This window comes from Shewanella sp. MSW (assembly GCF_007636515.1).
Classification (GTDB): domain Bacteria; phylum Pseudomonadota; class Gammaproteobacteria; order Enterobacterales; family Shewanellaceae; genus Shewanella; species Shewanella indica.
In genome coordinates this window covers 117,243-140,363 of sequence record NZ_LVDR01000001.1, presented here as the reverse complement: position 1 = coordinate 140,363, position 23,121 = coordinate 117,243, and the positions used below count along the sequence as shown (strand labels likewise).

Below are 23,121 nucleotides of genomic sequence, written 5' to 3'. Positions count from 1 at the left end.
GCCCTTGAGCGGTTTTGATTATCTGGCCCACTACAGCGACGAGATAAAGCAACAGGTTCAGCAGCTTAGCCAAGCGGGCAAACTGGCTGAATACCTGCGAAAACGTCATCCTGAGTTACACCAGATCCGCAGTGATAAAGCGCTTTGGGACTATACCCAAGCGCTGAAGCAAACTTATCTGCGTCAATCAAACCCGCTTGCCAAAGTGTGTTTTGACGACAAAATCAGCCTCAGCCATCAGGCGCTGGGGCTGCATACCTACGCCGCCCGAAAGCAAGGGCACAAACTCAAGACCAAGAATGAAATCCGTATCTCCTCCCGGCTGAAACGGGCACCCGAAGCCTTCTTGCGGATATTGGTGGTACATGAACTGGCGCATCTGAAGGAAAAAGAGCACAACAAAGCCTTCTACAAGCTGTGCACCTATATGGAGCCGGACTATCATCAGTTGGAATTTGAGTTGAGACTTTACCTCAGTCTTCTGGACGCCAATCAAGACCCTTATCCGGCTTGAATCCCCTCCTGCTCCTCAAACAATAGCAGTTAATTCCCAGAGCTGTCGTTCCTTGTTCATGCTAGTGATAGTGACGCTATGACAAAGCAAATACCTATAGCGGAAAGTCACACTGATTGACGAAGCAAGGGTTACTCTGCTTCGAATTCCTTCGAATTTAACTATTTATTTTGATGTCTATAAAACCGGCTTATCTGCTGATAAAGAAGCTTGGCAAGCTATCATTTTTATGGCTAACTGAGCGACGCACTAATAAAAGATGGACGCGGTGCCAACATCAAAAATCATTATAAATATCGTATTAAAGGGAATAATAATTATGATAAGAAGGAGTTTAACAGTCCTTGGGGTAATATTTTTTATTAACGCTTGTGCCAATATACCACTCGGCACCATGCTCAGCCTGAGTTCTTTCGATGAGCAGGATTTTGCCGAATTAAACCCGCGAGTTATCAGATCGCAGATCCTCATCGATGAACCGGGTAAACTCAAGATTGATGCCACTGAACTGACCCTGGAACTGGATACCAGCCAGGGAGTATCCCGGTATAGTTTCCCACTCAAATTGGAGTCTATTCAAGTTATCCCCCAAAATGAGGGCCTTTTCAGCAGCAGTCCCGCACAAAATCATTATCAATTGGCACTCACTGATACGGCAATAAACAGCTTCCAGCAAGTACAAACATTGATAAATACCGAGACACCTACCCAATATAGCTTTTCTATTGATGCAGGTCTTGATGAGATGAGCAAGCCAGTGAAGGAAATTACCTTGTCGGTTTTGATCAAACTGACCGAAGATCAGGGATATCTGACTTTGATAGATAACGCGACACTCAACCTTGAGCAACAGCCTTGACCCCGGATTTAATTAAGACTGAATCCAAAACAACCAATAACAACTCAAGGAAATCGGTATGCAGATTGACCTTTTACAGCAAGTTGATGACGACCTGCAAAATGAGCTTATCGACAAACTCAGAACCTATAATCACAGCTATATAAACGAAAGCAGTCAACCCCTGGCCGCCATCGCCCGCGATTCCGAGGGGCAACTCATTGGTGGCGTGAGTGGCCGCAGCATCTATCGCCAGTTGCTGATTGAGGTGGTTTGGGTCGCGAAGGAGCATAGAGGTTCAGGTCTTGGCAGCCGCTTAATGGCTCTGTGCGAGCAAGAGGCAATCAAACGGGGGTGTCTGGCTGCGCAGCTCGACACTCTGTCGTTTCAGGCGCCGGCATTTTATGCCAAACAAGGGTTTGAAGTTGTCGGCTCGGTCAGTGGAATTCCCGGCAGCCCGGACAGGTATTTTATGTGTAAACGCTTCAATGACTGAAGGCGAGGCTGCGACATGCCCTTCCCCTTCAACAAAACGTCGACTGAAGCCGGTATTATCATGCTCCTCCCCCCAAATGACTGAGAACGCCATGACACTGACACAACTCAAGAAACTGTTACAGCAATGCCCCAACGCCACTGCCGACTATCCTTTTGGTCCTGAAGCCAGAGTCTATAAAGTCATGGGTAAGATGTTTGCCCTGCTGGCCGAGCAGGAAACGCCCCCTAGGGTGACACTCAAGGCCAAACCTGCCGACGTACAGGCACTGATCGATAGCTTTGAGGCGATAGTGCCCGGCTATTACATGAATAAGCAGCATTGGTTCACGCTAACCTTGAATGGTGAGGTCAGCGAGGATATGCTCCGTGACCTGATTGAGGCATCCTACGCTCTGGTTGTCAGTAAACTGACCCAGGCGCAACAAGCCCAGTTGCAACAGCAAAACACCTAAAAATGACTTTTCAGATTGAGGGAACAATCAAGATGCGTGCCAGCCTGCGACAAAAAGTTATCCATGTCTGCCAGCAAAAAATCGCCCAGAAGGGCGAGAACGTTGGCGTCTCCTTCTATGCCTTCTTTGCCAACAAGAATGATGATCCCGAGTTGCTCATGGAGGCCGCTAGCTGGTGGATCCAGACCCACAAACTGGATCACTTTGAGAAGGCCCGCAAAATTCTGCAAATGGTGCAAGCCGGGCAATAACCTAGGTGACAGGATCCTACCGGCATAGAAGCTTTAAACAGATCTCCCGTTCGGCACTCGATGCCATGGGTAAGCCCTTCCCTATTTTGCATCTGGCGCTTGATACTTCAGCTAAAGGATAACTGATTGATGTCCAAGGAAGATGAGTTAAACAAAAAATATCGCGCTCTGCCCCGTGGCGCTCGTTGGCACTTAAAGCTGGATGCCGATGGGCGAGCCTACTTTATTGGCAGACAGCAAACCCTGGCTACCATCTGGGGCTTTATCATGCTGGTTCCCCTGTCGGCCTCAAGTTTAATGGCTGTGGTGCTGACAGGTAAATCACAGGCATTTCATGCCATCTCGGCCTTGCTGTTGTTAACCCTGGCAATTGGCTGTTTGGGGGTAAGAAGGCGTTGGCTGTTTAACCCCAAAAGCGCTGAGATTCAAGAATACACCGGCTGGTGGCGTATAAAAGCCAAGCCCCGCAAAACCCTGCCCTACAGTCAACTCTCTATTCATATTACCCCACTGGCGCAAACGCCCAATGGGGTACAGCTGGTGCTGCTCGGACAGCGCCACACCCTGACAGATCTGGCTGAAGCACTGGCACTGATAAGCTTTTTGCGCGGCTGCGCCGGCCCGCTTGCAGTCAATGAACTTGAAGTTTATGAAAAAGTCACTGCCTGGCCCGAGTTGAAAGCCGTGCCCTTTGACACAGCTCCAAGCGATTCGGCGCCGGAGGCCGAGAGCCAGGCCGCAACATCCCCCCATACCGAAACCAAGCCTCTGAAAGCCGCGACGCAAACTGACCAATCCAGCAGTCAGTACCGGCCCATTTGGGAGCAACACCTGATGTGGAAACTGGCACTGCCGCTGCCGCTTTTTGCCCTGCTCGGACTGCTGATGACACGCTTAGGGAGCTGAGCCATGGCGCACTGGAACAAGTATTCCTCACAAAGGGCCGAGTTGGTGTTTGGCCGCTGGACCTGGTTAATCGGCCTGCCGCTGGCGGCGCTGACTCTGGTACAGGTGTATTTCGGGCTTAACCCTGAATTGCTGCTCGGTTGGGCCATGGGGGCAACACTCGGCTGGCACGCGTTGTTCTGTCGCCATAAAATCTTGATAGACAAAAATACCTGTGTGCTGGAGCACAGCATTCGCAGTATCTACCCCATAGGGCAACTCAAGGTGCCACTGGCCGAAATCAGCGGATTTTGCCTCTGCCCTCACTTCGGCAAGCCCAGATACTGGGACTTGATCTTGATGCTCAAGGATGGTCAGAGAGTGACGTTGCTGAGACGTAAGGGCAAGGCCGCCATGCAGGAGCTGGGTAAAGAACTGGCCGATGTCAGCGGCCTGGCCTATGACGAAGAGTTCAGAGACTGAATCCATAACCGTCTATGCCGGCATAACGGCGATAAAACCATCAGATACCTAGCCATTGATAAAGTAACCGCTTGAGAAATCCGTAGCGCTCCAGTAATTTGGGCCAAGTTTCATTGCTTGGTGCCATTACCGAGCTTTAAGGAGTCGAGATGCAATCTGCACTGGTAAGCAGCGAGTGGTTGGCCGCTCATCTTTCTGATCCCAAGTTGGTCATTTTGGATGCCAGCATGGACAAGGTGATAGGCCGCGAGCCGATAGTCTACGATGAGCCCTGCTTTATTGCCGGTGCCCGGCGGCTGGATCTGGAGCGGGAGTGCACAGATCTGCAGTCCAGCGAGTTACACGCCCTGCCGAGTCAGGCCCAGTTTACCGAGCTGGTGCAGCGGCTCGGCATCGACCAGGACAGCACTGTCGTCATCTATGACAACCAGGGTATCTACTCATCACCCCGCGGCTGGTGGTGTTTCAAGGTCATGGGGTTTGAGCAGGTGTTTGTTCTCGACGGCGGTCTGCCCAAATGGCTCAAAGAGCAGCGCCCCTGTGCCGACAAGCCGGCGACCGAGTTTCAGCGCGGTAACGCCTGTGGGCAATATCAAGCGGAAAAGGTCTGTAACGCCCCCCAGGTATTGGATACCCTGGCAGGCAAGCAGGCCATGATACTGGATGCCAGGGCCAGTTTACGCTTTCTCGGCCAGAGTCCCGAACCCAGAGAAGGCGTGCGCAGCGGCCATATTCCCGGCGCCGTGAATCTGCCGTTTGCCGAAGTGCTGGAGGGCGACAGCCTGAAACCTCAGCCGACACTGGAGCAGATTTTTCTGCATCTGGGTGCCATGGACGCCAGACGCAGCGGCAAACCTTTGATCTTCAGTTGCGGCTCAGGGATCACCGCCTGTATTTTGATCCTGGCGGCCTATCAGGTACGCCTCGATGCCCTGATACTCTACGATGGCTCCTGGGCCGACTGGGGCAGCAAGGCCCATCTGCCGCTGGCAACAAGTTAAGACCAAAGCCGTTATAAACCAAAGCGGTTAAATATCAGGGCGGTTAAAAATCAGGGCTGTTAAAAACCATCTCTCGCTTTCAGCCCAACTGAAGGCGAGCAGCAAACACTTCTCTAGCTTCACCTTCCCCCTCAATCTCAAGCCTGCTTCCCCAAGCAGGCTTGTTAACATTGTCCCGCCCATCAGCTTCCCCCTCCCAAAGAGAGCCAAGGCTGCTTATGCTTGTCTAAAGAAAGCCTTAAGCCCTTTCCTTAAGGCGCGCCCGGCCAGCAAGGGCCAATACGGCTATGCCTATGTGCTCAACAGCTCGGTCAATGAAGTCGTGTGTCACGGGGTTCAGTCGGAGCAGCAGTTGCTGAAGGCCAGCGATATTGTCAATCTGGATATTACCCTCGAAAAAGATGGTTTTATTGCCGACTCCAGCAAGATGTACCTGATGCCACAGGCATCGTCTTTGGCCAAACGCCTGGAACTGTGAGCCGGTATGTGTTTTACCATAGAGCCGATGATCAACCAGGGCGGCGCCAAAATAAAGACCAAGAAAGATGGCTGGACAGTAGTGACCCGGGATAAAAAACTCTCGGCCCAGTGGGAGCACACCATACTGGTGACAGATACCGGCTATGAAGTGCTGCCCCTCAGAGATGAAGAGCGCTGAATCACAGCGCTCATCCCAAACGCTTACGGAACCTCAATGAAGCGAGCAACACGCCTCCCAGGGTGAACGCCCCCAGCCAAAAGGCATCTTTAGCCAACATCAGGATATCGGCCTCACGCAGGACTATGGCGCGCACCATACGCATAAAGTGGGTCGCCGGCAGCGCTTCGGCAATCCACTGCGCCGCAATTGGCATAGCTTCGTAAGGAAACATAAAGCCTGACAACAAAATAGAGGGCAGCAGGATAAATACCGTCAGCTGCATCGCCTGCAATTGGGTCTTGGCAATGGTGCTGATCACCAGGCCCAGGCTCAGACTGGCAAAGATAAACAGCAAAGAGGCCAGCAACAAGCTGTCCAGACCGCCGCGCACCGGCACACCGAACAGGAAGTGGCCCACGCTGAGGATAATACTCACCTGAATAAGCCCCACCAGCACATAGGGGATGATTTTCCCCACCATCAGCTCCATGGGTTTGACCGGGGTGGTGATCAGAAACTCCATATTGCCCTGCTCTCTTTCCCTGACAATGGCGGCAGAGGTGAACATGATCATTGTCATGGTCAAAATCACCGCCAGCAAGCCGGGCACTATGTTAACCACAGTGCGCTGCTCCGGGTTGAAATACTGCACCACCTCAAAGCTTGGCACCCGGTTTTGGCTGCTGAAATCGGCCACTTCATCGAGCGGCATGCTTCTCAGGCTACGGATCGCGGCGGCGATAACCGTATCCGAGCCATCCACCAGCCACTGGGCCACGGGCCGGGTAAGCTGGCTGTCGCTCTGACGACGGTCGAAGGCTGGATGATTCACCGGACGGGCATTGAGATCCGCCGGCAAATAGAGCACGGCGCGCACTTCCCCCGAGGTGATGGCCGCCTCGGCCTGTTCGATAGAGGCGTATTTTGCCTTGAAGTCCACCACCTGGGTGGCCTTTACCGCCTGCACCAAGGCCCGGCTGTAGCTGCTGGCGGACATATCCACCAAGCCGGCGGGCAGATGCCTGGCATCGGTATTGATGGCGTAGCCGAACAGCAGCAGCTGCACCAGAGGGATCATCACTATCATGCCGAAGGTCATCCTATCCCGCGACAGCTGCCTGAGCTCCTTGAGCATGATCGCCAATATCCTAGCCCACATGTCGACCTCCGGTGCAGGATACAAACACATCTTCGAGACTGGGGCGCGCCATGGCGAGCTTGCGCCCATCGCAATAGGGGCTGAGAAAGGCGATGGGATCTGTGGCATCACGCCGCACCAACACCCTGAGCCGGGTGCCTACCTGAGCGGCAGAAACAACCTCAGGCAAGGCCACCAACTGTTGTTTGAGCGCCCTTAGCTGCTCACCGCTCACTTCCACCACGCTGGCGTCCATCTGCTGCATCAATTCGGCCGGGGAGCCATCGGCCCGCTTGGCGCCACGCTCAAGGATTGCCAATGCATGGCAGCGCTCCGCCTCGTCCATGTAATGAGTTGACACCAAAATAGTGGTCCCGGCGGCGCAGAGATCGAACAGCCGCTCCCAAAACTCGCGGCGGTTTTCCGGATCGACCGCCGAGGTGGGTTCATCGAGAAACAACAGCTCGGGGGAGTGCAGCGTGGCGCAGGCCAGTGCCAGACGCTGCTTCTGACCACCACTCATGGAGCCGGCCAACTGAGACTCCCTGCCCTCCAGGCTATACAGATGCAGCAGCTCTTCAATGCGCGCCTTGCCGCGGCGGCCGAACAGGCCATAAATACTGGCGACAAATCTAAGGTTCTCCAGCACAGACAGATTATCGTAGAGAGAGAACTTCTGGGTCATATAACCTATACGTTGCTTGAGCGCCTCTTCGTTACCGGCAAGCGGCTCTCCCAATACGGTTACCTCACCGGCATCCGGCAACAACAGGCCGGTAAGCAGCCGGATCGCAGTGGACTTGCCGCAACCGTTGGGGCCGAGAAAGCCGTAAATACTGCCACGGGGGATGGCAAGACTGAGATTATCCACCGCGGTCAACTCACCAAAGCGCCGGGTCAGCCCGTGAGCTTCAATGGCCTTGGAAGAATCAATGGACAAGGTAGCTTGAATGGCCGAAGAAGCACCGGCATCAGTTGATTGAGTCATGGCAGTCGTACCTCCAGCGCCAGCCCTGAGGGCAGAAACTCGGCGCCCTCGACATCGATATCTGTCAGATACATCAATCTGGCACGATCGCGCTCATTGAGGGCATAAAACGGGGTAAAGGCTGGTTGGGAACGGATATTTCTGACTGTGCCTTTGAGCGGCTGCGCCACCCCATCGACCCAGACCTCCAGCTTGTCGCCGCGGGAAAGCTTACTGATGGCCGTTTGCGGCAGATAGACTCTGGCATAGGGTTTATCCAGTGCCAAAAGCGCGACAAGTTGAGTGCCCTGAGCCACTCGATCGCCCCTCTTCCAGGGCAATATGTCCACCTCTGATGCCAGCGGCGCCCTGAGACTGAGGTCGTCCAAGGCTTTCTCCTCGGCCTTGAGCGCCGCCGCTGCGGCTGCCACTCTGGCTTCGGCCTGAGCCAGTTGTTCGCTGCGGGTACCGTTTTCCAGTTGCAACCATTGTTCATTGGCCTGCTCGACCAAGGCCTTGGTGTGATCCCGCTCGGCGATGGCCGCATCCAGCTCCGCCTGCCCCACCACTTTGGCGACAAACAGTTCGCGGGTGCGCTGATATCTGAGTCTGGCTTCGGTCGCAGCTGCCGTCGCCGCCTCTATGGCGGCTCTGGCCGCCCGCCGCTCTTCTACCCTGGCACCTTGTTGCAACTCATCGAACCTGGCGCCGGCCTCGGCCAGTTCGGCGCGGCGCTGTGCCACTCTGGCTGCCGCGCTGCGGCTGTCCAATTGCAGCAACAACTGCCCCGCCTCGACCTTGTCACCCTCGGCCACATGGATATCGGCTATCTGCTCGGCAACGGGGGCTGAAAGCTGGATACGATCCCGCTCCAGAGTGCCCATGGCGCGGCTTTCGCCGCTGTCGCCACAAGCTTGCAACAGCAATAGTGTCGCTGTCAGTATCAGGGATATCTTGTTCATTGGGGTTCCTCACTGCCCGGGTTGGCGGCAATATCCTGGCGCAATAAGCCTTGATGCAGGACTTTGGCATTGTGCTCTGCCAGCTGTTTGAGCCAGGTTTCGTTCAATTCGACGCCGAAGTCCCGCATCAGATGGGCCGGGGCGATCAGCGGAAACACCATCAGGCTGACAAAACTCAGCCGCGCCAAGGTAGGGTCCAGGTTGGGATTAAGGCCTTGATCTTGCCCAAGCTGGCGGATCCACAGCCTCGAGCGGCTGAGCATGTCACTGAACACGCTGGCAAGGGCATCGAAGGCTTCACTGCCTTCTCTGTGATTCAATACCTGGATGATAAGCCCGGGCAAGGCCGGGTTGGCAGCCATGGCGCGGTAATAGACCTGCATCAACTCAAATGGCCCGCCAAAACCTGGCTCAGGCCTTTTCTTGCTCGGATCAAGACTCATCTTGCTCCGCTCAGAACCTTTGTTGCTCGGCTCAGGGCTGTTATTGCCAAGCTCAGGGCTATTGTTACCAAGCTCAGGGCTGTTATTGCCGGGCTCAGGGCTGTTTGCAAAGCCCTCAGAGGCAGATTGACGACTTTGCGCGGCATTATTGTAGTGTTTGAAGGCTTCCAGTACAGGGGCGATAGTGTCTCTGACCATGGCCTCAAACAGGCCTGCCTTGGAGCCGAAGTAATAACGGATCATCGCCGCATCCACTCCCGCCTTGCGCGCCAACTCTCGGGTGGAAACCCGCTCATACCCCTTCAGGGTAAAGCAACTGCGCGCGGCTTCTATCAAAGCATCCCGGGCCCCCGAATGGCCTTTAGGACGACCGGCTGTGGCTTTCATCCCCTGCTCCTCAAAAATTCCTCTTGTGATGAATATACTCAGTTTAGTGCTTATATGGCAGTGAGTTAATTCTTCATTCATGCCTATGTTGAGGAATTTAGTCGGCCCGGTTCGAAGGATATTTGCGCAAGCTTGCTCCGCTGTATTAGGGAATTCTTGCATTCCGGTCTGTAAGCCGACAAAGAGCACACATAGGACTTGTGCGCACCTTCCTTGGACTCCACCCTTTGCCTCGCCGCCGATTGCGCCAACTCCGTCACTCTTGACTCAATCGCCGGCAATCCCACCACAGTCAGTTCCGCCACTCTCTATTCAGTCTTTATCTGAGCAATTTGTTGTGATTGATACAGGGGTCCAATCAAGGCGGTTACATCTTTACACAAATCAAGTGAGAATCATTTGCATTTGTATTTGAGTGCGTGCTAATTTGTCGCCGCTGTCGTTAAGAAAAGGATGACAGCAAAAAAGGAATGGCCCAGGGAAAGGCCGAAGTAGTTCCTTATCCCTGGGTGACTTGTCATTGATGACTGACCTCATGTCAGTCGCAAAGGAGGCAAAAGTGACCCACCCCAGCATGGAGCCTGAACAGGCGAGCAATGACCCGAGCTATGATGCCGCCGGCCATCTGCCGTTCGCTCCCCACACTGAACTCTTTGGTATCGCACCCGAACACCACTACTCCCGCTTGATGCAACTGGGCATGGATACCCTGAAACACCGCCTTGAACGGCTGGATGGCCCCAGCAGTGGCATTCGCCCCGAAGAGCTGCAGAGCGCATTTTCCGATATCAATCTCAACCGCCCCCTCGGGGACATGAAGCAAGTTCTGGCCGAACTGGACAAGCTCTATCTCAGCCACGCCATCTATTTCCAACACCCGGATTATCTGGCCCACCTCAACTGCCCTGTGATGCTCACATCCTTGTTGGCCGAGCTGTTGAGTTCAGCCATCAATACTGCGGTGGAAACCTGGGATCAGAGCGCCGGCGGGACTCTGATTGAACAGAAGGTTATCGACTGGGCCTGCGAGCGCGTGGGATATCAGGGGTTTGCTGACGGTGTCTTCACTACCGGCGGCACCCAGTCCAACCTGATGGCGCTGCTGCTTGCCAGGGAGTTAGCCGGCAGCCTTGAGCCGGGTCACAGAGGCAATGTTCTGGCCGGTCTGGCTACCAATGCTCACCGCTACCGCATTCTCTGCTCTGAATTCAGCCATTTCAGCATCCAAAAAGCGGCCGCACTTTTAGGGTTGGGACACGAGGCGGTAGTGAGTGTCGGTTGTGATGCCAATCGGCGCATGGATCCCAAGGCGCTGGCGGGCAAACTCAGGCAGCTCAAAGCGGCAGGACTGATCCCCATCGCCGTGGTCGCTACCGCTGGAACCACTGACTTTGGCGCCATAGATCCCATAGCGCCCATCGCTGCCCTTTGCCGCGAGTTCAGCTGTTATTTGCATGTGGATGCAGCCTACGGCGGCGCCTTGTTGCTGTCACCTACCCAACGCCAACGCCTCGAAGGCATAGAGTTGGCCGACTCAGTTAGCCTAGATTTCCATAAGTCCTTCTTCCAGCCCGTGTGCTGCTCGGCGCTGTTGGTCAAGGACAAAGGCGTGCTCGGTTACCTCACCTACCATGCCGATTACCTCAACCCTGAATCCCAGGCCCAGGCCGGAGTACCGGATCTGGTCAACAAGAGCCTGCAGACCACCCGCAGGTTTGATGCCCTCAAGCTGTGGCTGAGCCTGAGAGCCGCCGGGCCGGATGCCATAGGCGAGATGTTCGACACCCTGATTGCCACCACAGCCGAGCTTTATAAAAGCTTTAGCCGTTTCCCCGAGTTGCAGACGGCGCAGCGCCCGTCGCTGACCACCCTGGTGTTTCGCTTCAACGACCCGGCACTCGGCAGCGCCGAACTGGATGAATGCAATCGCCATATCCGCGCCCGTCTGGCCCGCGAAGGCCGCGCCATGATTGCAGCAACCAAGGTGGCCGGCAGCCAATATCTCAAGTTTACCCTGCTCAACCCTCACACCCGTCTCGAGGATATCGAAGCCGTATTGACCGACATCTGCAAAATCGGTCGCGAGCAGGCCCGTCACTACAAGACCAGCGCGCTTTGCAGCGCCTGAGGAGGAACTGATGCAAACCAAAATTTACGATATCCTGGGTATAGGCATCGGCCCCTTTAACCTGAGCCTGGCGGCCCTGGCCGAGCCGCTTGACGGTCTTGAGTGTCTGTTTGTCGATGCCGGCGCCGGTTTCGACTGGCATCCCGGCATGTTGCTGGAATCGTCCAGATTGCAGACCCCTATTATGTCGGACCTGGTGACCATGGCCGATCCCACCAGCCGCTACAGCTATTTGAACTTTGCCAAACAGACAGGCCGACTCTACAGCTTTTATATTCGCGAAAGCTTCTTCCTGCCGCGGCAGGAATATAATCGCTACTGCCAATGGGTCTGCACCGAGCTGAGTAACCTTAAATTCAATTTCAAGGTCACCCGGGTCAGTTTCGATGCCGAAACCGACACCTATCTGGTCAAGGGACAGGACAGAGTCAGTGGCCAAGAGCTAAGCCTGCGCGCCCGCCACCTGGTGCTGGGAACCGGTACCCAACCCTGGATGCCCCACTTCTGCCCCGGCGCCGACAAGCGGGTACTGCACTCGGCCAACTATCTGCACCGTAAACAGGCGCTGCAGAGCCAAAATGACATCACCATAGTCGGCAGTGGCCAGAGCGCGGCAGAGATCTTCGAAGATCTGCTGCTGGATATCGACAAATACGGTTATCGCCTGCGCTGGCTCACCCGCTCACCAAGATTCTTCCCGCTTGAGTACACCAAGCTGACACTGGAGATGACCTCGCCAGAATATATCGACTATTTCCACGCCCTGCCCGAGGTGCAGCGCCGAGAGCTTATCGGCTCACAGAAGAGCCTCTATAAGGGGATCAACGCCGATCTGATCAACAGCATCTATGATCTGCTTTACCAAAAACGCCTGCACTGTGACTTTGATGTACAGCTGCTGACCAACACGGCACTGCAAAGCGTTCACAGCGACGGACAGCAACTGCTGCTGGGTTGCAAACATACGGAGCTTGAACAGGAGTTCGAACTGACCAGTTCGGCACTGGTGCTGGCCACCGGCTACTGCTACCGACTGCCGGACTTTCTCGAGCCGCTCCACTCGCAGCTGCTGTTCGATCAAAAGGGCGATCCCGATGTCCAGCGTCATTATCACATAGACAAGGCCGGGCGAATTTTTGTTCAGAACCTGGGGCTGCACACCCACGGGCTGTGTTCGCCGGATCTCGGAATGGGCTGCTATCGCAACGCCACCATATTGCGACAGATCCTGGGCCAAGCACCGTACGAGATAGAGCAGCAAATTGCCTTCCAGAGCTTTGGTATTCCCAAGCAAGACGCCAGTGCACCCAAACACCGGCACAGCAGCAATCACGCATTGCAGCGGGAGGCCAGCTGATGACCTCTCAAACAGCAATCAATCCGGCTGCCGACACAGCCGGCTTCAGCGCCAGATACGGCTTTGCGCCGGGCAAGCGCCTCAAGATCAACGACTTTGATTTTTGCGCCTATCAGGAAAGCGAGCACTTTGACACCCTGAGCGACTGGCTCGGCCGCGACTATGCCGCCTTCTGGGGCATGCAATCCTTGACGCCCACCGAGCGCCGCGTTGAGCTCGCCCCCGCTGCAGATAAGTTTGGCCTGATGGCCTATCGCGGCGCTGAGCCTGTGCTCTATACCGAGCTGTACGATCCCCGCTTTGATGAAGTGGGCCAACACTTTGACTGCCAACACGGCGATTGCGGCATGCATTTGCTGCTGGCTCCTCCCACTAAGCCGCAGCGCGGTTTCAGCCGCCAGGCCATCACAGCTGTGGCGTCTCTGATACTGCAGCATCTGGGCTTTGCCCGCCTGGTGGTAGAGCCGGATATCAACAACCACAAGATACACCCGCTGAACCGTGCGGTAGGCATCTGTTACAGCCACGCCATTCAACTGGAAAACAAACAAGCCATGCTGGGTTTTTGCACCCTGCCTGGGTTCAGTGCCGCACTGGCAACAGGAGCCACACAATGACAGCATCCATTATCGAACAGCCCCGTCTCAGCCATCTGACGCCTGCCATCTGGAACCAGGCAAGCCGCCATCTGCTGGCGAAAATTCTCAGTGAATTCAGTCATGAAAAGCTAATAGCGCCAGAGCTGTTGTTGCCAGCAGAAGCAGAGCAAGAGGCCTGTTGGCAGCTCAAGCTGGATACCCGGGATGGTCAGCTCTGCTACCGCTTCAGCGGCCGCCGTTATCAGCTGGATCAGCTGCAGATAGCGCCGGACTCCATCGAGTGTTTCAAAGATGGCGAGCTGCAACAGCCGGACGCCATGCTGCTTATCATCGCCCTCAAGGAGAGGCTCGGCATAAGCGATACACTGCTGCCCACCTATCTTGAAGAGATCACCAGCACCCTCTACAGCAAGGCCTTCAAACTCCTTTGGCAGGCAAAGCCGGTGCAGGAGCTGGTGGATTGCGACTATCAGCAGATAGAAGCAGCCATGACCGAAGGCCACCCTGTGTTTGTCGCCAACAACGGCCGCATAGGTTTTGATGTCGATGACTGGCGTGTCTTTACGCCGGAGAGCGGCCAACCGCTGCAACTCGAGTGGCTGGCGGTCAGCAGTGAACATACCAGCCTGGCGCTGATAGCTGGGCTCGACTATCGCCAACTGCTGCAAAATGAATTGGGCGACGCCTTGCTGCTCAGATTTGAGCAGAAAATACGGCAACAGGGCAAAAACCCGGACGATTATTTTCTGATGCCCGTTCATCCATGGCAGTGGCGCGAAAAGATCAGCCGCATATTCGCCGCCGATCTGGCCCGCGATCGCCTCATTCACCTGGGACAAGGCCGTGATGAATATCAGGTGCAGCAATCCATTCGCACCTTCTTCAACCTGAGCCAACCCAAGCGCTGTTACGTGAAGACGGCGCTGTCGATTCTCAATATGGGCTTTATGCGGGGTTTATCGCCCTACTACATGAGCCGCACCCCGGAGATCAACGCCTTTGTCGCCGAGCTTATCGACAGCGACCCTTTCTTTGCCAAGCAAAGATTTGTGCTGCTCAGGGAAATCGCTGCCATAGGCTATCACCACAGGTATTATGAGCAGGCTCTGGAGAAAGACACCCCCTACAAGAAGATGCTCTCGGCACTGTGGCGTGAAAGCCCTTATGCTCTGAGCTTCCAGGGCGAGCCTTTGGTAAAACCCGGCCAGCAACTGATGACCCTGGCGGCGCTGCTGCACCAGGACAATCAGCAGCAGAGCCTGCTGGCGGCGCTTATTAAAGCATCCCCCCTGAGCGCCCACGACTGGATGAGCCGGCTGCTGGATCTCTACCTTACCCCCTTGCTGCACGCCTTCTTTGCCTACGATCTGGTGTTTATGCCCCATGGCGAGAACCTTATTCTGGTGCTGGATGACAAGGTGCCTGTCACCATATTGATGAAGGACATAGGCGAAGAAGTCGCAATTCTCAACGGCAGTGCGCCGCTGCCGGGACGAGTGGCGCAACTGGCGGTCTCACTCGAAGAGGAGATGAAACTCAACTACATACTGCTGGATATTTTCGACTGTATCTTCCGCTTTATGGCACCGCTGCTCGATAGCCACACCAGCCTGAGTGAACAGGGATTCTGGGCTCTGGTGGCTGGAAAGGTACGTGATTATCAGGCCTCCCACCCCCAGTTTGCCGATAAGTATCGCCGCTACGATCTGTTCCAGCCGACCTTTGTCCGTACCTGCCTGAACCGGATCCAACTCAATAACAACCAGCAGATGATAGATCTCGAAGACAGGGAGAAGAACCTGCGCTTTGCCGGCGATATCGACAATCCGCTGCACCCCTTTGCCGCCAGCCACAGCTTTGGCATTACATCAACCCAGACCGAGCGTCTTGCAGACCCGGCCTTATAACCCTTCCAGGAAGTAACAGGAAATGGATATTAATATGCAAACCCTTAATGGCTTCAAACCGACTCCCATCGCCCTTCTCTGCTCTGTGCTATTGAGCGCCCCGGCGTTCGCCGCCGACAAGAGTGAGGCCCATGAGAAAGAGATGGAGGTACTGACAATCGTCGGTGCCAAAGACAAAACCGCAAGCTACAAGGCGAGCGACATGAGCACGGCCACCGGCATGAAGCTGTCGTTTCTCGAAACGCCGCAGTCTGTCACAGCCGTCACCGCCAAGGCCATTGAAGATCAGCAGCTCAACTCTGTCATAGATGTTATGACCAGTGTCGCCGGGATCAACGCCCGCCCTTCGGACAACGACAGATACTCCATCAGCGCCCGCGGGATCTCGGTCAGCAGTATTCTCTATGATGGTGTGGCAACCACCTATGACACCCGTTTCAACTATGGCGACAACCTGATGGACAGCGCCCTTTACGAACGCATCGAAGTGGTACGCGGTGCCACCGGCTTGATGCTGGGTGCCGGTAGCCCTTCCGCCGCCATCAATTTGGTGCGAAAACGGCCCACTGCCGAGTTTCAAGGCAGCGTCAGCCTGAGCAGCGGCTCCTGGGATATGCTGCGCGGTGTGGTCGATCTCTCCGGTGGCCTCAATCAGGATGCCAGCATCCGTGGCCGGGTGGTGCTGGCCTATCAGGACAGGGAGAACTGGCAACACAGATATGAGCAGCAGCGGCAAACCCTGTATGGCATCCTGGAGGCTGATTTAGGAGCCAATACTCTGCTGACCCTGGGCAGTGATTTCCAGCATACCAGGCCGGAAGGCACCATGTCCGGCGGCTTGCCGCTGTTTGACAGTGATGGCAACCGCACCAATTACGACCGCCATGTATCCACCGCCCCCAGTTGGGCCTCCGCCAAGACAGATGCGCTCAACAGCTTTGTGACTCTGGAGCATCATTTCAGTTCAGACTGGACCCTTAAAGGCAGCTATATCTATGGCGACAACAGCCTGGAGTTTGATGTGCTCTGGCCCATGAAAAATCCGGATCCCGTCACCAATGAAGGCATGGTCCCCGGCTCTTTGGCCTTTATCGACGGCAGTCGCACTCAGCACACCTTTGATCTCAAGCTGTCCGGCAACTTCAATGCCTTTGGCCGCAACCATCAACTGGTGGCCGGTGCCAATCAACAAAAACAGGATTTTGCCAACCCCTACTATGGCGCACTCGGCGCCAGGCCACCTTTGGGAGACTTCCGCCAACCCGGCTTTGATTACCCAAAGCCACAATGGAGCGATAAGGTGCTCTACGGCTCCTGGGGTGAAACCAAGCAACAATCTGTCTATGTCGCTTCCCAACTTGAGCTGACCGATGCCCTGTCCATGGTACTCGGTGGCCGCCTGGATAACTGGGAGACTGATCAGGATAACTTTGGTGCCAAACATGACTATAAGGTCGATGGTGAGTTCACCGGTTATCTGGGACTGACCTATGCCCTGAGCGACGAATATGCCCTGTATGCCAACTACACGGACATTTTTACTCCGCAAAATAAGGTTCAGGCCGATGGCCGTTACCTGGACCCCATCAAGGGCAGCAACTATGAGGCCGGGATCAAGGCCAGCCTGTTCGATGAGGCGCTGGACTTGTCACTGGCCGCCTTTGAGATCCGTCAGGACAATGTTGGTGAGCGAACCGGCGAAAGCCTGCCCAACAGCACTATCCCTATTTATCTCAGTGTCGACGGCACCAAGACCCGGGGTTTCGAGTTTGAGGTCAACGGCTCCATCAATGACAACTGGGATCTTTACCTGGGCTACACCCAGTTTGATACCGAAAATCCCCAAGGCCAAAAGATCAACACCACCAACCCGGAGCGGCAACTCAAGCTCTTTACCACTTATGAGTTCGATGGCTGGCTTCACGGATTGCAGCTGGGCGCCGGGGTCAACTGGCAGAGCCGCATCTATAGCCAAGTCTCAAAACCGGACGGAAAAAAGGTTGAAGTGGAGCAAGGCAGCTACGCCCTGGTGAAGCTGATGGCGAGATACAAGTTCAATGAACAGTTGAGCCTGAGAGCCAATCTGGATAACGCCCTCGACAAAAGCTATTACAGCCAGCTCGGCTTCTATAACCAATTCCAGTATGGCGCGCCGCGTAACTTCAGCGTCACCCTGGACTACCGTTTCTGAGCCGCGTTATGCCGTGAAACTACCCATAATAAGGAGCGCCCCGCACTGCGGGGCGAATAACAAATATGTTGTGTGAAGCAAGGCGCCTGTTGGCGCTTATCGTGTTTCTGAGCCTGGGGCTGGCGGGCTGTTATGACCCTCATCAAACCAAAGCCCAAACACCGCCGCAAGACGGTTATCCGGTTTGCATTACCACGGCCCACGGGACCAGCTGCATCGAGTCGCCGCCCAAACGCGTGGTGACCCTGGGAGCCGGGGCCGAAGACTGGACCCTATCCTTAGGGGTTGTCCCCATCGCCATTGAACCCCATTACTGGGGCGGCGATGCGGAGGGTTATCTGCCCTGGTTTCGCCAGGCATTGGAAGCGCAAGAGCTGCCGCTGCCCGCCATCATCAGCAGTTACCCCGAACTGGATGTGGAGCGATTATTGGCGTTGAAACCGGATCTTATTCTGGCGCCCCAGTCCGGTATCACCCGCGAAAGCTTTTTGCAGCTGAGCGCTTTGGCCCCCGTCATCGCCTATCCTGACAAACCCTGGCTGACACCGGTTAAGCAGCAGGTGGAACTGATAGCCAAGGCGCTCGGCAAAGAAGCGCAGGCCAAAGCACTTTTGAAACAGCAACAGGCCTATATCGCCCAAGTCGCCGCCGAAAACCCTGAGTTCAATGGCGTGCGCCTGGCCTATATCAATGCCGCCAGTCGAGTTGGCAATCTCTCGGTTTATGTCACAGGCGATCCCAGAGTGGATCTGCTGTTGGCGCTGGGGTTTGTATTGCCGCCACAACTTTTTGGGCTCAATGCCAGCCGAGGCCACTTCGCCGCCCACATAGGACTGGAGCACGCCGACATGCTGGACGATGCCGAGCTGCTGCTCAGCTGGTACAGCTCGGACAAGGCCAGAGCCGAGGTGGAAGCCATGGCGGTTATCCGTCGTCTGCCCGCCATGCGCCGCGGTCGGTATCTGGCAATAACCGACCCGGCATTGGTGATGGCCAGCTCCTACGGCTCGCTGCTAAGCGTTAAATGGGCTATTCCCAAGCTGGTGCCGCAACTGCAACAAACCCTGGCAGGGCAACAAAAAAAACCTCGCCCAAACAGACCGTCGGACACACAGGCTGGTGCAGATACAGGCGCCCATTCAGGTGCAGATACAGGCGCGCCATCGAATAAAAACGGGAGGCCGGGATGACACACCCAAAAACTTTTCTGCAACATGGAGCTACCCAGTCCCCGAGCCGTCTTGGACGTAACACCTTAGCCCTGCTTGGGCTGCTGACGATTCTGGCGCTGCTGGTATTGGCCAACCTGCTGTTTGGCGCCCGCACGCTACCGCTGACTATGCTGGGCAAGCTCTGGCAACCGGCCGCAGACGATCATCTGTCGCTGGTGTTACAGGCAAGGCTGCCAAGATTGCTGTGCGGCATGTTGGCCGGCATGGCATTGGCAATGGCCGGTTGCGTTATCCAGGCGCTGTGCCGCAACCCCTTGGCGGATCCCGGCCTGCTCGGCGTCAATGCCGGCGCCAGTGCCTCTCTGGTCACTCTGGGGCTGTGGAGCGCAACCGCGGGTTTGAGTCTCTTCTGGCAGGCCTTGCCCGGGGCGCTGCTGGCCAGCGCCTTGGTGTATCTGATGTCCAGGGCGCAGCAATCCCAGGGGCAATCCGCTGCGGTCAGACTGATCCTGGCCGGCGCCGCCATCAGCGCCGTGCTCGGGGCCTATGTCCAGGCCAGAGTGCTGCTGAACCCGCAGCTATTCGATGGTTTCAGGTATTGGATGGCAGGCTCCCTGTCCGGGCTGGGCTGGCCGGAGTTTCATGCGCTCTGGCCCTATCTGCTGCCCGCCGCGGCACTCTTGTGGCTGCTAGCACCGGCGCTGAATCTGATGCTGCTGGATACTCATACCGCCAAGGCGCTCGGTGCCTCCCAGGGCTGGCAGGGGCTGCTCGCCTGGCTGGGTGCCACCTTGCTGTGCGCCGCAGCCACCGCCATTGTCGGCCCGCTGGCCTTTGTCGGCTTGGCCAGTACCCATCTGGCCAGGCGTTATCTGACGCTCAATTTCCGCCTGCTATTACCGGGAGCCGCTTTAATAGGCGGCGCCATGGTGTTACTGGCAGATCTGTTGGCGCGGGTATTGATGCCGCCGGCCGAACTGCTGACCGGCATCATGGTCGCCTTGCTGGGAGCGCCGTTTCTGTACCTGATGGCCCGAGGGCAAAACCTGAAGGAGGCGTCATGAAACACACCCGTTTTCCCATCTGGCAATGGGGCCCGATAACCTTAAGAGCCCCCTCCACCGGCGCCATAAGGGCTGCCTTGCTGGCTGTACTTTTGCTTGTCGGTGCACTGCTACTTAGCCTGATGCTGGGACATCAGGGCCTGGCGCCGGTGAGCCTTGCCAAGGCCCTGTTTGCCGAAGCTTCCGACTATGAAAACTGGCTTTTGTGGCAATCACGCCTGCCAAGGGCCCTGTGCGCCCTCGGCGCCGGCATGGCGCTGGGACTCTCCGGCGCCGTGTTTCAAAGTCTGAGCCGTAACCCGCTGGGGAGCCCGGATATTCTCGGGGTCAATGCCGGCGCCAGTGCCGGCGCCGTCCTCTGGTTATTATGGCTGCCGGAACTGCCATTGCTGCCCGGCGCCCTCTTGGGCACTGGGGTTGTGCTCCTGCTGTTTTTCGCAGGACTCGGACGCCAATGGCAGTTTTCCCGCAATCTGGTGCTGATGGGCATCGCTATCAACGCCTTTGCCATCGCCCTGGTGCAGTTTGTACTGACACTGGTGCAAAGAGAGCAAGCGCAGCAGATGCTGGGGTATCTGTCCGGCAGTCTGGCACACCGCACCTGGGGTGATGTGCTGCTGATAACCTCAGTGTTACTGCTGGCGCTGCCCGCTCTGTTGCTGCTCTCCCGCCGTCTGTCACTGCTGAGCTTGGGCCAGGAACTGGCTCAGGCGCTTGGCAACCCGGTGCGCCAAAGCCAAACACTGGCGCTGCTGTTTGCCACCTTGCTGGCGCTGGGCGCCGTACTCTGCGCCGGCCCCGTGGCCTTCGTCGCCTTGGTGGCGCCACATCTGGCCCGCTTTGGCAATCGTCAACTGGCACTGCTGCGCTCGGCGCTGATAGGCGCGCTGTTGCTGCTAGGGGCCGACACCCTCACCTTATTGCTGCCGGGCAACCAAAGGCTGCCGGTGGGCGTATTGACCGCCCTCATCGGCGGCGTCTATCTGGCGCTGCTCTTGAGCCGCGAAATCCGGGGACAACCGCAACTGGCCAAGGGACTGAAAGGAGAAAGATCATGACCCAATACCCTAACTATGACATTGCCCTCAGTGGGCATGAGCTTTATCTCGAGTACGGCCAGCGGCCCATCATAAGCGCCATGAACCTGGCCATCCCCAAGGGTAAGCTGACGGTGATCCTTGGCCCCAATGGTTGTGGCAAGTCGACCCTGCTCAAGTGTTTGAGCCAGGTACTGCCGCCCACACGCGGCCAGGTCATCTTGGGTCACACCCCTTTGGCGCAGATGAGCAACAAGGCCAGAGCCAGGGAGCTGGCATTGCTGGTGCAAAAGCCGGAATTGCCGGAAGGAATAGATGTGCAGGAGCTGGTCAGTCGCGGCCGCTACCCTCATCAGAGCCTGTGGCACCAATGGTCAGAGCAAGATGAGCTGGCGGTTGCCCAAGCCCTGGCTGCCACAGGGTTAACGACACTGGCACAAAGGCCTGTGGCCGAGCTCTCGGGCGGCCAGCAACAGCGAGTCTGGCTGGCGATGGTGCTGGCGCAGCAAACCGACTTGCTGCTGCTCGATGAACCCACCTCGTTTCTCGATATCCGCGCCCAGCTGGCAGTACTCGACTTTTGCCGAGCGTTGGTGGATCAGGGGCGCACCTTGGTATTGGTGCTGCACGACATCAATCAGGCTCTGCGCTACGGCGATCACTTGCTGTTGATGCGTGATGGCAAGCTGATTGCCTGCGGCGCGCCCGAGTCACTGTTGACCGAGGCCCTGCTGGAACAGGTGTTCGATATCAATGCCAGCATAATCACAGATCCCGAGGCCAACTGCCCGATGATTATCCCCAGGCCCAGAGCACACCCCAGATCTGCCGGACACCATGACGGCGAGGATTCGACCAACACTGCCACCGGAGGACTGCCGTCATGGGAATGAGTATTGCCAGCGAGCTCAACCAACTACTGGCGCAAAAAGCCGCCTTCTATGGCGAGCACTTCAAGGCCATAGAGAGTCTGGAGCAGCTACCCCAAGAAGCCATCAGCTTGAACTCGGTCTTGAGCCAGGCACATTACCCGGCGCTGCTGCAGCAATTTGCCCTGAGTTATCAAACCAAGGTGTCCACGACTTGTGCCACAAAGCCCGAGATCGACGCCCGGGCACTGCACTCCATGTGGAGTCAGTGGTTTTTCGGCCTGCAACTCCCCCCCCTGCTGCTGTGGTTATTTGCCAGTCAGCCCGGCAGCGCACTTAACCGCGCCATAACATCAGCAGCTTGCAGTGACAACTGGTACCTTGAACCTTTTGATAACGGCCGGGCAGAAACTTTTTATCTGCTGCTTGATGCGGATGTCAGCCATCCGGCTCCCGCCGGGCAACTTGCCAGTTGGGAAAGCTTACTAGAGCGGTTGCTTATTCCGATTGTCGAGCGTCTGGCAGCGCTGGGGCCAGTGCCATCAAAGCTGCACTTCAGCCATCAAGCCTATATTGTGCATTGGTATCTGGGTGAGTTGTCACTGCCCGTCAGTTGGCGTAGGCAATTGATAAGAGAGATGTTCGAGCAAGCTGAGCTGCAGCCACGTACCTATGTTACGCCGATTGCCCATCCGTTTTGGCGAAAGCTAAGGCTCAAGCAGCAGCAAAGCCCGCGTATCGCCTGTTGCCTGCGGCACAAGCTTCCCTGCACCCCAATGTGCGCCGATTGCCCGCTGGATAAGAACAGGCGCCGTAAGGGTGGCAGTTGCGGGGAAGATACCAGCAAGTCTTGTGTATGCTCTGCATAGATTGACAGACTAGGATACAAGGCGCCACTACTGGGAAATAGCGAATCCTATGTTAGAAACATCGTTAGAAATATCGTTAGAAACATTGCGATTTTTTCATGCCGAGACTCAAGCGGCTAATACACGAGAAAATTCTACTTTTGGCTGCTGTTATGTTTCGGGAGGACAAGCAAACCAGTCCTCCCCCCATTTACTGGGTCGGGCACGGAAGCGGCGGCGCCTAGGGATTTACCCGTTCAGATCCCACAGGACTCAGGATTTGACGACCAAAGCCATTTAAACCAGCCCGCTCACAAAAAAACATTTTAATTCATAATATTACGCGCATTCACTTTCTGAGGCTGTACTCTTTTTTGTACCTATTCCGATCAGAACATCACCTTAATTCGGCACTGACACTATCCACTAAATGGCTTAAATATCAGTAGGATGATACAAAGTATTACTGAGATAATACTTTAGTGGCATG

The 23,121-nt window shown here is 56.0% G+C and carries 22 protein-coding genes and 1 pseudogene; 19 read left to right on the top strand and 4 right to left on the bottom strand.

The features are described from left to right. Positions 1 to 4 precede the first annotated feature (4 nt). The 9 genes and pseudogenes from AYI96_RS00575 to AYI96_RS00530 form a co-directional block, all read left to right on the top strand. Positions 5 to 514, top strand: coding sequence for a M48 family metallopeptidase (locus AYI96_RS00575; protein ID WP_039032845.1), 510 nt, complete (start codon positions 5 to 7; stop codon positions 512 to 514). A gap of 268 nt (positions 515 to 782) precedes the next feature. After that, positions 783 to 1,373, top strand: a complete 591-nt coding sequence (locus AYI96_RS00570) for a hypothetical protein (RefSeq protein WP_144360783.1) — start codon at positions 783 to 785, stop codon at positions 1,371 to 1,373. A gap of 58 nt (positions 1,374 to 1,431) precedes the next feature. Continuing rightward, positions 1,432 to 1,848 carry a GNAT family N-acetyltransferase gene (locus tag AYI96_RS00565; RefSeq protein WP_144360782.1) on the top strand — a complete coding sequence of 139 codons (417 nt, stop codon included), beginning with the start codon at positions 1,432 to 1,434 and terminating at the stop codon, positions 1,846 to 1,848. Between the two features lie 91 nt (positions 1,849 to 1,939). Beyond that, positions 1,940 to 2,302 carry an MmcQ/YjbR family DNA-binding protein gene (locus AYI96_RS00560; protein ID WP_039032897.1) on the top strand — a complete coding sequence of 121 codons (363 nt, stop codon included), beginning with the start codon at positions 1,940 to 1,942 and terminating at the stop codon, positions 2,300 to 2,302. A gap of 32 nt (positions 2,303 to 2,334) precedes the next feature. Continuing rightward, the gene (locus AYI96_RS00555; RefSeq protein WP_039032896.1) at positions 2,335 to 2,553 is read left to right on the top strand and encodes a DUF6500 family protein; all 219 of its coding nucleotides are present in this window, start codon (positions 2,335 to 2,337) and stop codon (positions 2,551 to 2,553) included. A gap of 129 nt (positions 2,554 to 2,682) precedes the next feature. Then, complete coding sequence (locus AYI96_RS00545) at positions 2,683 to 3,459, top strand: hypothetical protein (protein ID WP_144360781.1); 777 nt, start codon at positions 2,683 to 2,685, stop codon at positions 3,457 to 3,459. A gap of 3 nt (positions 3,460 to 3,462) precedes the next feature. Next, positions 3,463 to 3,921: a hypothetical protein gene (locus AYI96_RS00540; protein ID WP_144360780.1), complete on the top strand. Its 459-nt coding sequence runs from the start codon at positions 3,463 to 3,465 to the stop codon at positions 3,919 to 3,921. A gap of 149 nt (positions 3,922 to 4,070) precedes the next feature. Then, entirely contained in the window at positions 4,071 to 4,922 is an 852-nt protein-coding gene (locus AYI96_RS00535) for a sulfurtransferase (RefSeq protein ID WP_144360779.1), read from the top strand. Between the two features lie 250 nt (positions 4,923 to 5,172). Then, positions 5,173 to 5,580, top strand: a pseudogene (locus tag AYI96_RS00530) (M24 family metallopeptidase); the annotation flags it as partial. A 10-nt stretch (positions 5,581 to 5,590) separates the two neighbouring features. Here AYI96_RS00530 and AYI96_RS00525 read toward each other — a convergent pair. From AYI96_RS00525 to AYI96_RS00510, 4 genes are read right to left on the bottom strand one after another with little or no spacing between them, the layout of a single operon-like run. Further along, the gene (locus AYI96_RS00525) at positions 5,591 to 6,721 is read right to left on the bottom strand and encodes an ABC transporter permease (protein WP_144360778.1); all 1,131 of its coding nucleotides are present in this window, start codon (positions 6,719 to 6,721) and stop codon (positions 5,591 to 5,593) included. Continuing rightward, positions 6,711 to 7,688, bottom strand: coding sequence for an ATP-binding cassette domain-containing protein (locus AYI96_RS00520; protein WP_144360777.1), 978 nt, complete (start codon positions 7,686 to 7,688; stop codon positions 6,711 to 6,713). The genes AYI96_RS00525 and AYI96_RS00520 overlap by 11 nt, the downstream gene beginning before the upstream one ends. Then, positions 7,685 to 8,629, bottom strand: coding sequence for an HlyD family secretion protein (locus AYI96_RS00515; protein WP_144360776.1), 945 nt, complete (start codon positions 8,627 to 8,629; stop codon positions 7,685 to 7,687). The genes AYI96_RS00520 and AYI96_RS00515 overlap by 4 nt, the downstream gene beginning before the upstream one ends. Further along, positions 8,626 to 9,459: a TetR/AcrR family transcriptional regulator gene (locus AYI96_RS00510; RefSeq protein WP_144360775.1), complete on the bottom strand. Its 834-nt coding sequence runs from the start codon at positions 9,457 to 9,459 to the stop codon at positions 8,626 to 8,628. Before AYI96_RS00510 ends, AYI96_RS00515 begins: the two co-directional genes overlap by 4 nt. A gap of 559 nt (positions 9,460 to 10,018) precedes the next feature. Here AYI96_RS00510 and AYI96_RS00505 point away from each other — a divergent pair. From AYI96_RS00505 to fhuF, 10 genes are all read left to right on the top strand, one after another. Further along, entirely contained in the window at positions 10,019 to 11,587 is a 1,569-nt protein-coding gene (locus tag AYI96_RS00505) for a pyridoxal phosphate-dependent decarboxylase family protein (protein WP_222116193.1), read from the top strand. Between the two features lie 10 nt (positions 11,588 to 11,597). Next, a complete protein-coding gene (locus tag AYI96_RS00500; RefSeq protein ID WP_144360774.1) occupies positions 11,598 to 12,944 on the top strand; it encodes a lysine N(6)-hydroxylase/L-ornithine N(5)-oxygenase family protein in 1,347 nt (448 codons plus the stop codon). Further along, positions 12,944 to 13,561, top strand: a complete 618-nt coding sequence (locus tag AYI96_RS00495) for a GNAT family N-acetyltransferase (RefSeq protein ID WP_144360773.1) — start codon at positions 12,944 to 12,946, stop codon at positions 13,559 to 13,561. The genes AYI96_RS00500 and AYI96_RS00495 overlap by 1 nt, the downstream gene beginning before the upstream one ends. Beyond that, positions 13,558 to 15,450 (top strand): IucA/IucC family protein, encoded by a 1,893-nt coding sequence (locus AYI96_RS00490; protein ID WP_144360772.1) that lies wholly within the window; start codon positions 13,558 to 13,560, stop codon positions 15,448 to 15,450. The genes AYI96_RS00495 and AYI96_RS00490 overlap by 4 nt, the downstream gene beginning before the upstream one ends. A 22-nt stretch (positions 15,451 to 15,472) precedes the next feature. Continuing rightward, positions 15,473 to 17,641, top strand: coding sequence for a TonB-dependent siderophore receptor (locus AYI96_RS00485; RefSeq protein WP_039032835.1), 2,169 nt, complete (start codon positions 15,473 to 15,475; stop codon positions 17,639 to 17,641). 65 nt (positions 17,642 to 17,706) lie between these two features. Further along, positions 17,707 to 18,831 (top strand): iron-siderophore ABC transporter substrate-binding protein, encoded by a 1,125-nt coding sequence (locus tag AYI96_RS00480; RefSeq protein WP_144360771.1) that lies wholly within the window; start codon positions 17,707 to 17,709, stop codon positions 18,829 to 18,831. Beyond that, on the top strand, positions 18,828 to 19,877 hold the full coding sequence (locus tag AYI96_RS00475; RefSeq protein WP_144360770.1) for a FecCD family ABC transporter permease: 1,050 nt from the start codon (positions 18,828 to 18,830) through the stop codon (positions 19,875 to 19,877). Before AYI96_RS00480 ends, AYI96_RS00475 begins: the two co-directional genes overlap by 4 nt. Then, entirely contained in the window at positions 19,874 to 20,935 is a 1,062-nt protein-coding gene (locus AYI96_RS00470) for a FecCD family ABC transporter permease (RefSeq protein WP_144360769.1), read from the top strand. Before AYI96_RS00475 ends, AYI96_RS00470 begins: the two co-directional genes overlap by 4 nt. After that, positions 20,932 to 21,807: an ABC transporter ATP-binding protein gene (locus AYI96_RS00465; protein ID WP_144360768.1), complete on the top strand. Its 876-nt coding sequence runs from the start codon at positions 20,932 to 20,934 to the stop codon at positions 21,805 to 21,807. Before AYI96_RS00470 ends, AYI96_RS00465 begins: the two co-directional genes overlap by 4 nt. After that, positions 21,798 to 22,652, top strand: a complete 855-nt coding sequence (gene fhuF, locus AYI96_RS00460; protein ID WP_144360767.1) for a siderophore-iron reductase FhuF — start codon at positions 21,798 to 21,800, stop codon at positions 22,650 to 22,652. Before AYI96_RS00465 ends, fhuF begins: the two co-directional genes overlap by 10 nt. The last annotated feature ends 469 nt before the right edge of the window (positions 22,653 to 23,121 follow it).